The sequence below is a fragment of the Streptomyces sp. NPDC031418 genome, from assembly GCF_055581605.1.
Genome location: NZ_JBVIJC010000011.1, coordinates 94,763 through 106,079 on the forward strand (window position 1 = coordinate 94,763; position 11,317 = coordinate 106,079).

Annotated in this window: 14 protein-coding genes and 1 pseudogene; 9 read left to right on the forward strand and 6 right to left on the reverse strand. The window is 72.5% G+C overall.

All coding sequences use genetic code 11. From position 1 onward, the window contains the following. The first annotated feature begins 89 nt into the window (after positions 1–89). The 4 genes and pseudogenes from ACZ5CZ_RS17985 to ACZ5CZ_RS18000 form a co-directional block, all read left to right on the forward strand. Positions 90–494, forward strand: coding sequence for an ArsR/SmtB family transcription factor (locus ACZ5CZ_RS17985; RefSeq protein ID WP_468943756.1), 405 nt, complete (start codon positions 90–92; stop codon positions 492–494). Positions 495–530: 36 nt separating this feature from the next. Further along, positions 531–932 (forward strand): YkvA family protein, encoded by a 402-nt coding sequence (locus tag ACZ5CZ_RS17990; protein WP_468943758.1) that lies wholly within the window; start codon positions 531–533, stop codon positions 930–932. 115 nt (positions 933–1,047) lie between these two features. After that, positions 1,048–1,875 carry a ZIP family metal transporter gene (locus tag ACZ5CZ_RS17995; RefSeq protein ID WP_468943760.1) on the forward strand — a complete coding sequence of 276 codons (828 nt, stop codon included), beginning with the start codon at positions 1,048–1,050 and terminating at the stop codon, positions 1,873–1,875. Positions 1,876–1,965: 90 nt separating this feature from the next. After that, a pseudogene (locus tag ACZ5CZ_RS18000) lies at positions 1,966–3,039 on the forward strand (DUF4037 domain-containing protein); the annotation flags it as partial. A gap of 89 nt (positions 3,040–3,128) precedes the next feature. On the opposite strand, the gene ACZ5CZ_RS18005 reads toward ACZ5CZ_RS18000, so the two are convergent. Then, positions 3,129–3,638: a DinB family protein gene (locus ACZ5CZ_RS18005; protein ID WP_468943762.1), complete on the reverse strand. Its 510-nt coding sequence runs from the start codon at positions 3,636–3,638 to the stop codon at positions 3,129–3,131. A 119-nt stretch (positions 3,639–3,757) separates the two neighbouring features. Between ACZ5CZ_RS18005 and ACZ5CZ_RS18010 the strand changes: the two genes are divergently transcribed. Continuing rightward, entirely contained in the window at positions 3,758–4,252 is a 495-nt protein-coding gene (locus ACZ5CZ_RS18010) for a molybdenum cofactor biosysynthesis protein (RefSeq protein ID WP_468943765.1), read from the forward strand. Positions 4,253–4,273: 21 nt separating this feature from the next. Here the strand turns inward: ACZ5CZ_RS18010 and ACZ5CZ_RS18015 are convergent, their stop codons facing one another. Beyond that, complete coding sequence (locus ACZ5CZ_RS18015) at positions 4,274–5,371, reverse strand: carboxylate-amine ligase (protein ID WP_468944202.1); 1,098 nt, start codon at positions 5,369–5,371, stop codon at positions 4,274–4,276. A gap of 360 nt (positions 5,372–5,731) precedes the next feature. On the opposite strand from ACZ5CZ_RS18015, the gene ACZ5CZ_RS18020 reads away from it, so the two are divergent. Then, entirely contained in the window at positions 5,732–6,709 is a 978-nt protein-coding gene (locus ACZ5CZ_RS18020; RefSeq protein ID WP_468943768.1) for a magnesium transporter CorA family protein, read from the forward strand. 16 nt (positions 6,710–6,725) lie between these two features. Then, positions 6,726–7,304: a dihydrofolate reductase family protein gene (locus ACZ5CZ_RS18025; protein ID WP_468943771.1), complete on the forward strand. Its 579-nt coding sequence runs from the start codon at positions 6,726–6,728 to the stop codon at positions 7,302–7,304. 22 nt (positions 7,305–7,326) lie between these two features. Here ACZ5CZ_RS18025 and ACZ5CZ_RS18030 read toward each other — a convergent pair whose 3' ends face one another. Continuing rightward, positions 7,327–8,532 (reverse strand): AI-2E family transporter, encoded by a 1,206-nt coding sequence (locus ACZ5CZ_RS18030; RefSeq protein ID WP_467549484.1) that lies wholly within the window; start codon positions 8,530–8,532, stop codon positions 7,327–7,329. Positions 8,533–8,705: 173 nt separating this feature from the next. On the opposite strand from ACZ5CZ_RS18030, the gene ACZ5CZ_RS18035 reads away from it, so the two are divergent. Continuing rightward, positions 8,706–8,879: a hypothetical protein gene (locus tag ACZ5CZ_RS18035; protein WP_385840905.1), complete on the forward strand. Its 174-nt coding sequence runs from the start codon at positions 8,706–8,708 to the stop codon at positions 8,877–8,879. 9 nt (positions 8,880–8,888) lie between these two features. Here ACZ5CZ_RS18035 and ACZ5CZ_RS18040 read toward each other — a convergent pair whose 3' ends face one another. The 3 genes from ACZ5CZ_RS18040 to ACZ5CZ_RS18050 form a co-directional block, all read right to left on the reverse strand. After that, complete coding sequence (locus ACZ5CZ_RS18040) at positions 8,889–9,239, reverse strand: ANTAR domain-containing protein (protein WP_468943775.1); 351 nt, start codon at positions 9,237–9,239, stop codon at positions 8,889–8,891. A gap of 126 nt (positions 9,240–9,365) precedes the next feature. Then, positions 9,366–9,800, reverse strand: a complete 435-nt coding sequence (locus ACZ5CZ_RS18045) for a DUF2267 domain-containing protein (protein WP_468943778.1) — start codon at positions 9,798–9,800, stop codon at positions 9,366–9,368. Positions 9,801–9,904: 104 nt separating this feature from the next. Further along, positions 9,905–10,396 carry a DUF1360 domain-containing protein gene (locus ACZ5CZ_RS18050; protein ID WP_468943780.1) on the reverse strand — a complete coding sequence of 164 codons (492 nt, stop codon included), beginning with the start codon at positions 10,394–10,396 and terminating at the stop codon, positions 9,905–9,907. 238 nt (positions 10,397–10,634) lie between these two features. On the opposite strand from ACZ5CZ_RS18050, the gene ACZ5CZ_RS18055 reads away from it, so the two are divergent. Then, positions 10,635–11,162 carry a hypothetical protein gene (locus ACZ5CZ_RS18055; RefSeq protein ID WP_468943782.1) on the forward strand — a complete coding sequence of 176 codons (528 nt, stop codon included), beginning with the start codon at positions 10,635–10,637 and terminating at the stop codon, positions 11,160–11,162. Positions 11,163–11,317: the final 155 nt, after the last annotated feature.

Sequence of the window (11,317 nt, forward strand, 5' to 3'; positions counted from 1 at the left end):
ACAGACGTGAGCGGAGAGTCTGCCTCCACCGTAACAGGAACAGATGAACAAAGATTCATGTGTTCATGGGGGCGGTGTATGATGACCGTATGGGTCATGGAGCCGCCACCCCCGCCGACCGCGTCCCGCGCACCCGCCTCACGGCGGACAACGCCGTGAAGGTGGCCGCCACGCTTCAGGCGCTGGCCACCCCCTCGCGGCTGCTGATCCTCTCCCGCCTGCGCGAGGGACCGCTCCCCGCGACCGAGCTGGCCGCCGAGGTCGGCATGGAGCAGTCGGCCTGCTCCCACCAACTGCGCCTGCTGCGCAACCTCGACCTGGTGGTCGGCACGCGCAAGGGGCGCTCGGTGGTCTACTCGCTGTACGACAACCACGTGTGCGAACTGCTCGACCAGGCCCTGTACCACGTCGAGCACCTGCGGCTCGGCCTGAGCGACAGCGCCGCAGCCGTCGCCGAGCCGGAACGGGAAGCTGTGGCCGCCACCGGCACCTGATCACCCTTGGCCGGGGGCCCGAGTCCGATGAACGGCATGTGGCAGATCCTGATCGGGATCGCCGTCGCCCTGCTGGCCTGCTGGCTCGTGCTGTTGGCGGCCCTCGCGCTCGCCAGACCCAAGGGCAGTCTGCTCACCGAGGCGGTGCGACTCCTGCCCGACCTGGTGCGCCTCGTCTCCCGGCTCGCCCGCGACTCCACCCTCCCGCGCCGCGCCCGCTGGCTGCTCTGGGCGCTGGCCGGCTATCTGGCGCTGCCCGTCGACCTCGTCCCCGACTTCATCCCGGTCCTCGGCTACGCGGACGACGCCCTCGCCGTCGCTGTCGTCCTGCGGGCCGTCATCCGGCAGGCGGGCACCGATGCGCTCGACCGGCACTGGCCCGGCACCCCCGACGGGCTTGAGGTCGTACGTCGGCTCGCGGGTCTCCCGGTTGCCTAGCGAGCGCAAGGAATTCGCCAAGGTTTCTCAAAAACGACCCCCGGATGGCTATTAGGTAAGCCTTACCTGATCTAGGTTCAGGGTGTACTTCCGCTCATCCGACTGGAGTCCCCCTATGTCCAGTTCCCAGGTAACCCTGCTCGGCGCCATCGCAGGGTTCACCATCTACCTCGGCCTGCCGCTCGGCCGGCTGCGCAGCCCGAACCCGCGGCTGCGTGCCGGCCTGAACGCCGTCGCCATCGGCATCCTGGTCTTCCTGGTCTGGGACGTCCTGACGCATGCCTGGGAGCCGGTCGACGAGGCGCTGGGCAAGCACGACTGGGGCACCGTCGCCTCCGGAGGCCTCACCCTGGCCGTGGGCCTCGCGGTCGGACTGATGAGCCTGGTGTACTACGACGGCTGGATCGCCCGCCGCGCGGCCTCCGCAGGGCGGCCCGCCGGCCCCGGTGCCGCCGCCTCGGCCGAACTGGCTCCCCGGGTCCGCAGCCAGGCGAGCTCGCTCGCGCTGATGATCGCCACCGGCATCGGCCTGCACAACTTCGCCGAGGGCCTGGCCATCGGCAACTCCGCCGCGCAGGGAGAACTCTCCCTCGCCCTCCTCCTGATCGTCGGCTTCGGCCTGCACAACGCCACCGAAGGGTTCGGCATCGTCGCCCCGCTGGCCGCCGAGGGCGAGCGCCCGTCGTGGGGCACGCTGGTGCTGCTCGGCCTGATCGGCGGCGGACCGACCTTCCTCGGCACCCTGGTCGGCCAGCACCTGGTCAACGACACGGTGTCGATCGCCTTCCTGGGCCTCGCCGCCGGTTCCATCCTGTACGTGGTCATCGAGCTGCTGGCCGTCGCGCGCAAGGCCGCCCTGAAGACGCTGACCACCTGGTGCATCCTGCTCGGCCTCGTCCTCGGCTTCGCCACCGACGCCGTCGTCACCGCCGCCGGCGCCTGAGGTTCCGCACCGGCCGTGGTCGAAGCCCGGGGGCGACCCAGGGCGGATATCCGGTGGCCCCGGGGTGATCAGATCCAGCACAGTGGGGCCATGACGGTCTCCGGGGCCCCGTTCCTGCCGGGCATCGAGTTGTCCGAGGCCTTGTACGAGGAAGCGGTGGGACCGGTCCTGCGGGACGCGTTTCCGCGGCTGCGGTACGCGGCTGCGCGGATCGGCAGCGGCTCCGAGGTGCTGGGCTTCGACACACCGCGATCGGCCGATCACGAGTGGGGTCCGCGACTGGAACTCTTCCTGACGGCCGAGGACCAGGCCCGGCACGGTGCCGCGGTCCGCCGCACCCTGGCTGAAAGGCTGCCGAAGGACATTCGGGGCTGGCCCACCCACTTCGAGGAGAGCGGCGATCCGCTGGATCCGGTCGGCCGAATGCAGCCGACCGACGGCCCGGTGAACCACCGCGTCGGCGTGTATGACCTGGACGGATGGCTGACCGATCGGCTCGGGTCGCGTTCGGCCGGTGCAGAGCCGACCACGCGTGAGTGGCTGGCGATGCCGCAGCAGCGGCTCGCCGAGACCACCGGCGGAGCGGTGTTCCATGACGGGCTGGGTGCTCTCACCGACGTCCGGCGGCGGCTGGCCTGGTACCCGGACCAGGTGTGGCGTTATCTGCTGGCGTGCCAGTGGCAGCGCGTCTCGCAGGAAGAGGCGTTCGTGGGGCGCTGCGCCGAAGTCGGCGACGACATCGGCTCGGCCGTCGTGGCCGCTCGTCTGGTGCGTGATCTCATGCGCCTCTGCCTGTTGCTGGAACGCCGCTACGCCCCCTACAGCAAGTGGCTCGGCAGTGCCTTCGGCCGGCTGGCGGCGGCGAAGTCGCTCGGGCCGGCGCTGCGCGGGGCGCTGGCCGCGACGGACCGCCGGACCCGTGAGGCGCACCTGTGCGATGCCTATGAGATGGCCGCAGCTCTCCAGAACGCATCGGGGCTCAGCGCGCCGGTGGACCCGAAGCGGCGGCCCTACCACTCGCGCCCGTTCCCGGTTCTGCGCGCCGAGCGTTTCGCGCAGGCCCTTGCGGAGACCGTCACGGATCCGGACCTTCGCACACTGGGGCTCGTGGGAAGCGTGGACCAGTGGGCAGACAGCACGGATCTGCTCAGCCGGCCCCGAGCCGTTCAGGCCGCAGCGCAGCTCTCGGATGTGCCTGAGAACACCGGGACCGGGCGACAGCTGCCGCCCGCCCCGGGCTCGCTCCCTTGGACTCAGGCCCCCACGGTCCCGTCGACACCCTCCCGCAGGAAATCGGCGTGCCCGTTGTGGCGGCCGTACTCCAGGAGCACATGCACCATCACCATCCGCAGCGACACCTCCTCCTCCCACCGCGGCTGATACCCGGCCTGGTCCAGCGACTCGGCCTCCCGCTCGATACGGCGGGAGTTCTCGACCTCGGCCTCCCAGGCACCGAACGCCTCCTCCCTGGTAGACGTGCTCGCGTCGTACGCCGCCTGGAAGTCGATCTTGTCGGACCAGACCATGGGCGCGTCGTGGTCCTCGAACACCCGGCGGAACCAGGCACGTTCCACCTCCGCCATGTGCCGCACCAGACCGAGCAGCGAGAGCGTGGACGGAGGCATGGACTTCTGCCGCAGCTCCTCGTCGGCCAGGCCTTCGCACTTCATGGCGAGGGTCGCGCGGTGGTAGTCGAGGAAGGCCCGCAGCATCTCGCGTTCGCTTCCGAAGTTGGGCGGTCCTATGCGGTTGTCTCCGGTCACTTGGCTGTGCTCCTCTTCCCTGCCTGCATGGAGGGCCAGTATCCACGTCCGTCGACCGTCCCCGGCCAGGGCTCGGGCCGCAACGGGGCCCCCGCCGCCGCTCCCGTACGCTCAAAGGCGTGGCACGCGTCGAAATCCTCCAGCTGCTGGTGTCCCCGGTGCACCGGCTCGCCGGCCGGCCGGGCGACGGGGTGCCCGAACTGCCGCCCGCCGACCTGGTGTCGCGGGCCGAGGTCCGTGCCGGGCTCGGCATCGTCGGCGACCGGTACTTCAACAAGGCCGCCCACCGCAACGCGTCCATCACCCTCATGGCGGCCGAACGGCTGCCGTACGAGGCGGACCTGCTGCGCACCCGGCGCAACGTCCTGCTGCGCGGGGTGGACATCGACGCCTACATCGGCGCGACGGTGTACCTCGACTGCGGCACCGGGCCCGTGGAGCTGGAGGTGCGCAGCGCGGCCCGGCCCTGCGCCTGGATGGACAGCACGCTCGGCCCCGGCGCCCAGCGGGCGCTGCGCGGCGGCGGGGGAGTCCGCTGCCGCCCGTTGACGGACGGCGTCCTCACGGTGGGTCTGGCCGAGTTCGGGGTACGGGAAACGGGCCCCGGCGCCTGAGACGTGCGCCGGCGTGACCGGTCAGGGAGCCGTGGCGTCGGCGGGCAGGGCCGCGGCGACCAGGTGGTCGACGACGTCGGTGAGGACGGTACGGCGGCCGTAGGCGGCGCGCTGACGGTCGGCGCCGCAGCCTTCGGCACGCAGGCGCTCCCAGCCGGCACGGACGACGTCCGTGTCACCGTGGCGCCGAAGGGCCGGGCCCAGCCAGGCGAGGAGCCGGCCGACCTGGGCACAGGCGGGTTCGAGACGGCCCGTGGCCAGGTCGATGGCCTCGCCGGTCAGGCCGTCCCGCGCCGCCCGCCAGCAGGCCGCGCGCAGCATCTCCGCTTCCGGCCGGAACGGCGGTTCGCCCGCCCCGATGGCCTGCTGGGCGGCGGCCACCATGGCTCTGACGATCGCGGCGAGCAGGACGGTGTCGTCGGCGGCCGTGCTCGCGTCGGCGATCCGGAACTCCAGCGTGGGCACATGGTGGGACGGCCGGATGTCCCAGTACAGGCCTCCGCGGTCCAGCACGCTGCCGGTGGTGACGAGCCGGCCCACGAGGTCCTCGAAGTGGGACTCGGACTCGAAGTAGGGCGGCGGACCGGCGACCGGCCACCGCCCCCAGGTCGTCGTGCGCCAGCTGGCGTACCCGGTGTCCCGCCCCTCCCAGTAGGGAGAGTTGGCCGTCAGGGCGATGAGGGCGGGGATCCAGGGACGCACATGGTTGCTGACCCGTAACGCCGTGGCCAGGTCGGGCACGCCGACGTGGACGTGGCAGGCGCAGACGATCTGATCGTCGTCCAGGGCGCCGAAGAGGGCGGTGCTCCGGGCGTAGCGGGGGCCCTCGGTGAAGGACACCGTGGCCGGCCGGCCGAGAACTGGTGTTCCGCCGGAGATGATGCGCAGGCCCTGCCGGGCGGCGGCACGTGCGACCGCGACCCGGGTGGAGCGGATCTCCTCGGCCAGCGCGGCGATGTCCACCTGGGGGTGGGTCTGGATCTCCACCTGGTAGGACGTCAGCTCCGGGGTGACCCGGTCACCGAGTACCGAGGCCGCATCGAGGACCACCTTTCCCGCCTCGGCGCTCACCTCACGGGACACCGGGTCGACCAGGAGGTACTCCTCCTCCACCCCCACCGTCAACGGGGTTCCGCCCGCTGCGACGCTTCCGCTTGCCGCCTGGTCCACGCCCGTCGGTGCCGACGGGCCGCCCGGCCCACGTCCTCGCCCTCGCGCTCCCATGGTGACGATGCTGTCACAGGCGGTAAGTGGCGGGCAGAACGCAAAAACGACATCGGCCGAGCGGTGGCCGGAATGGCGCGGACGGGTACACGGGGACGCCGCGGCAGAGCGGCCGACGAGGCGGCCGCCCCCCACCAGGCGCCGGCCATGTCATCCGTTCGGGGCACCCGCGGGCGCACCTGCGTGCCTGCGCGTGCGGGGGCGGCGCGGCGCGTGGACGCTGGATCCCGCGAGGTCCGGCACGGATGGCGAGGGATGATGATCGTAACGGTGGTGTCGATGCCGGAGGTGGCCGTCACCCGTACGGATGTGGCGGAGGCACGCGACCGGCTGGCCACCGACGATTTCGTGCTGGTCGACGTCGAGCTGCCGATGGAGGGGCAGGAGGAAGCGGAGTCAATCGCCGAACGGCTGGGCCTGAACACCGAGGGCCTGGACTGGTTCGGCAGGCACGACGAGCCCCCGCGGGCCGAGTTCCGGGGCGACAGGGCCGGTTTCGTCGTGCCGGTGGTCCACGAGGAGCGGATCGCCCACATCCATGTGGTGGTGACCGAGCGCTTCCTGGCCGCCGTGCACCGCGGCCAGGCCAACCTGGCGAAGGCCCTCACCGACGCACTGCGGCACGAGCGGCCGTCCGACGCCGTGGCCGTACTCTTCCTCCTGCTCGGCGAGTCCCTGGGCAGCTTTCGGCGGGCCGCCGTGCAGGCCCTGCTGGAGGCCGAGGAACTCGAGGACGCCATGTTCGAGGAGCGCCACCCCGAGCAGGTCTACCGCCTGGCGCAGCTACGACGCCGTTCCGCCTTCCTGCACCACTTCCTGCGGCCCTTCCTCGAGGTGACCGACGAGGTCCTCACCCGGCGGATGATGAACCGCAACTTTCCGGAGGAGCGGCAGCGGCTCGCCCAGCAGTTCCAGACCAGCGGACGACTGGTGCTCGCGGACATCGAATCCCTCCAGGAGGCCACCCGCCGGGCGTTCGCCAGCTACTCCTCGCTGATCGCCGGCGAACAGAACGGCGTCATCAACCGGCTGGCCATCGTGTCGGTGGTCTTTCTGCCGTTGTCCTTCCTCACCGGGTTCTTCGGTATGAACTTCACCTTCCTGACGGACAAGCTGGAGAGCAGGGACGAGTTCTGGCTGCTCGCCGTGGGCTTGCAGGCACTTGTCCTGTTCGTGTCCCTCTATGTGCTGCACCGCACCCGGATCTGGCGGAGGCTGAGGGAGGACGACTAGATCCGTGGGGGTTTGGATGCGCAGGGTGACCTGTTCGATGGGTGTCTCGCTCGACGGCTACATCAGCGGACCGGACGGCCGCTTCGACTGGACGGAGCCCGACGAGGAGCTGTTCCGCTTCTTCACCGACCAGCTCCGGCAGGTCGGCGTCCACCTCCTCGGGCGGCGGCTGTACGAGACGATGCTGTACTGGGAGACCGCCGACCAGGATCCGTCGCTCGACGACTCACGGCTCGAGTGGGCCGCACTGTGGAAGCCGCTGCCGAAGCTGGTGTTCTCCACCACGCTGTCGGCGGTGCAGGGCAACGCCCGGCTGGCGTCCGGCGGTCCGGCGGAGGAGATCGAGCGGTTGCGAGCCGAGCCGGGGGAGGGCGACATCGCGATCGGCGGCGCGACTCTCGCCGCGGAGGCGGCCGGGTCGGGTCTGATCGACGAGTACCGGCTCAGGATCCACCCGGTGCTGGTCGGCGGCGGCACTCCGTTCTTTCCCCGGCGTGAGCGCCGGGCGGACCTCGAACTCATGGAGACCCGCACCTTCGGCTCGGGAGTCGTCTACGCCCGCTATCGCGTGATCCGGTCTCCGGGGAACACCTGATAACACCTGATCCCCTGTTCGATCAGGGCGGCGGCACCGCGCGCAGCGCCCGCAGCACCGCCCACACCACCGAGACCAGCGGCACCGCCACCACCGCGCCGATCACCCCGCCCACGATGCTGCCCGCGATCACAGAGACGGCGACGACCAGCGGATGCAGTCGCACCGCCCAGCTCATCACCAGCGGGTGCAGCACATGCCCTTCCAACTGGCCGATCACCACGATCAGCACCAGGACGCCGACGGCGGTGAGCGGGCCGCGTCCGGCGAGCGCCACGATCGTGGCCACCCCGAGCGCCACCGGCGAGCCCACCAGCGGCACGAACGCGGCGAAGAACTCCAGCAGCGTCAAAGGCAGGGCGAGCGGCACGCGGAGCACCAGCAGGACGACACCGACCAGGATCGCGTTGGTGCCGGCGATGATGATGATCCCGCGCGTGTATCCGGCGAAGGTCTGCCAGGCCGCCCGCCCGCCCCGGTCCCAGGCCGGACGCGCACCCGGCGGCAGCAACTGGTCGCGCGCCCAGCGCCACAGGTTCTCTCCCGAGTGGATGAAGAACACCGAGGCGAACAGGGCCAGCGCGGCGCCCGTGATCAGTTCCACCAGCTGGCCGAGGCCGCTGACCGCGCTGCTCAGCAGACGTGAGCGGTGCGCGGTGACGTAGTTCGTCACCTGGCGTTCCAGGTCGGTGAGCCGGCCGGGGCTGAGCCGGAACGGCGGCCGTTGCAGCCACTCCTCGATCCGCTGCACACCGCCGCGGAACTCGCCCACCAGCCGGGGCGACTCCACGGCCACCGCGTTGCCCACCAGCGCGAGCAGGCCCAGCAGGATCAGCAGGCTTCCCACCAGTGCCACGGCAACGGACAGTGGCCGGGGCAGCACCCGGGCGAGCAGATCGGTCAGCGGGCGCAGCACCGAGGTCACGACCAGCGCGAGGAACAGGGCGACGGCGATGAGCTGGAAGCTGCCGAGGACGCTGAAGACGCCGTAGACGACCGCGCCGACGAGGATGAGCCGCCAGGAGTAGGCCGCCGCGATCCGCAGCCACGGCACCGTCCGCTCGGCCACCGGCGCGCTCGGCTCGGGACGCGGGGAGACCGCGAGCCGTACGGAGTACGCGGGCCGGCTGCCCAGCACCGCGCGCGGAACGCCACCCGGATCGGCCGTCCGCCGACGCCGCCCATCGCCCACCGCGCCTCCCGCCTCCGTGTCGTCACCGACGGTCACGTCTAGAGAACCGTAAGCGCACGTCCGCGGAGGCGCCCGCCGCAACGCGCCCGCGTCGGACCCCTCGGAGGCCGAGGGCACAGGGGTGGGCACAGGACCTTCACACCGGGCGGGGGTGGTGGAGGGCGGATGGGGCACTCGCGTTGTGTCGCCCCCCGGAGGGAGCACCTCCCGTGATCATTGTCGCGTTTCTGCTGCTGCCCGTCCTCAGCCTGCTGCTGTTCGGGCTGGACCTGGTCGAGGACCGATGGGTCGCCCGGCCCCCGGCCTCCCGCCCGACCCGCTCGCAGGCTTCCCACCATGCCAGGCCTCGGCGCCGACGCCGCTTCGGCATCGGCCGTCACTGACCGTCGCGGTCACTGGATGCCGTCGGCACACCGCCGGTAGCGCGCGACGGCCTTGGCGAGTTCGAGGCGCTCGGGTTCGGGCAGCGGGCCGCCCTGGACGTAGTCGAGGATGTGTTCGGCGACCGTACGCAGTTTGGTGTTGGTGCGCTGGGAGACGTCCCGCAGCGCGCGCCAGGCCTCCTCCGGCGCGATCCGGCCGAGCACCACCATGGCCCCGATCGCCTGGTCGATGACCGCGTGCGAGGTCACCGCCTGCTGCAACTGCTCGTTCTCCGCCAGCAGCCGGTCGTACTCGGCTGCCAGATCGGTCGCCGACAGCAGGTCCAGCGGCCGGTGCCGGGAGAGGGTGAAGAAGGCCATGGAGCACCTTTTCGGGATGGGGGGCGTCACGGCTACGGCTGCCCCCGATGTGCGCGTGCACACGCATGGAAGCAGCAGCTCAGCCCCGCTCCCGGTGCGGCGGTCCGTGCCGCCGCCGCCCACGGCTCAGGCGGTCTCCTCGCTGTCCTCGGTCGCCCGGCCCACCGGCAGCAGCGCGCGGATGTCCGAGGGCAGCGCGCCCGCCATCCGCTCGGTCAGTTCCGGCGCCAGGGCGGCGTCCAGCACCTCCATGACGGCGGCGGCGTCCCGCAGCGCGGTGTCCTCGTCGGTGCCCGCCCGCACCGCGATCCGGCCGGCGAAGGCGGTCAGCCCGAACCGCTCGGCCGCGGTGCCCGAGTCGGCCCCGGCGGCAGCGTCCACCGCCTCGCGCATCGCCGCCGCCATGTCGGGCGGCAGCTGGGCCGCCACATGTCGGGCGAGACCGGACGGCAGCCGCTCCGACAGGGTGGCCACGACCGCGTGCGCGGCCCGCTCGGCCGAGCCCCGGTCGGGCAGCTGGGCGAGCGCCTGGACCTTTCCGATCATCTCGTCGTGCCGCATGGACCCGGCCCCCTTCGTCGTGAGGTCCCCGATGAGGTCGCGCCGGCATGCGGCCCCCCGAGCCGGCCGGCCCGCACCGAGTACCCCGTACCGTGCTCGCGTTCTCAGTGCTCCGCGCTCTTCTGCGTCCACGTCCACGCGTACTGGAGCCAGTCCGCCACGGTGACCGCGCCGAGACCGCTGCTGACCAGCCGCGTGAACCGGGGTGCCGCGGTGTAGCAGCAGACCAGCGCGCCGGCCGCCCACGCGGAGGTGCAGAACGGGCAGGTCAGCAGGGAGCCGACGGCCCGCCGCAGCCCGCTGCCGCGCGGCTCGTCCATGACCTCGTTCGCCTCGCCGTCACCGGCCCGGCGCGTGAACGGCGCCCGCAGAAAACTCGTGACCCGGTCGCGGGACAGCAGCCGGGACGCCTTGTACGTCGCCACGCCGAGCAGGACGACGTCCCACGGCGGGACCTGCTGCGGCAGCCGCACGCCCCGGCGCCGGGCGAGCAGCGCGAAGGTGCCGGTGCCCGCGGTGAACACGGTGGCGAGGACGGCGTAGCCGGCGAGCGGGACCTCGCCCCGCTCGTCGTAGTGTGCGGCGTCCGGCGTCATGGAACCTCCTGCGGTGTCCGGCCACCCGGGCCCCTGGGCAGGGGCCGGGGGTGCGGTGGCCCGCTCCGGGTTCCCCGGCGCCCGGGGGTGACACGCGTGTGCCGGTCCGCCGCGCCCGCCGGGTACGACGTGGGCGAAGCCACATATGACCTGGTTCGCACCCCCTCCCGGTGACGGCCCGCGCCGGGCTACCGTGGCGTCGAGCCCCTCTTCCCCTCGCCCCTCGGACGGCCCGGCTGTGCTCACTGACCTGTCCCCCCTCATCTCCGCGACGACGCGCTGGCTGACCCTCGCCTACCCGCCGAGCGGCGGCGCGCTGGCCTCGGCCCTGTGCGAGGCGCAGGCCCGGCAGGCCGTCACGGTCGCCGCATGGCTCCGCTATCCCACCGAGATCGACGCGGGCCTGGTCACCCTGGCCGGACCCGGGGGCGCCGTCCGCCTGGACTGGATCACCGGCGCGGAAGCCGCCGTCGACGAGGCGGCCGAGGAGTGGGCCTGGCGCACCTGGGTGGACGAGGTCGTGGTCAGCTGGGCGGCGGGGCTGCTCACCGATCCGGAACTGGCCGCGCTGGCCGTCGCCGCCCTCGCCGAGGGCGAGCACACCGCCGCGGCACCGGTCGAGTTCCGCCGCCTGCTCGACCCCGACGACGGCGACCGGCGCGCCGCCGCCCTGCTCCGCCACCCCGACCTGCTCGCCCCCGTGGCCGACCTCCACCACGCCCAGCTCCTCGCCCGCCTCAGGCCCGACCGCACCCTGGCGGCCTAGCCCGTCACCCGTCACCGGGCCTCCGGTCGGGGCCTCTGCATGCCCGCCCGGCGGCCCGCCTAGCCCGTCACCCGTCACCGGGCCTCCGGTCGGGGCCTCTGCATGCCCGCCCGGCGGCCCGCCTAGCCCGTCACCCGTCACCGGGCCTCCGGTCG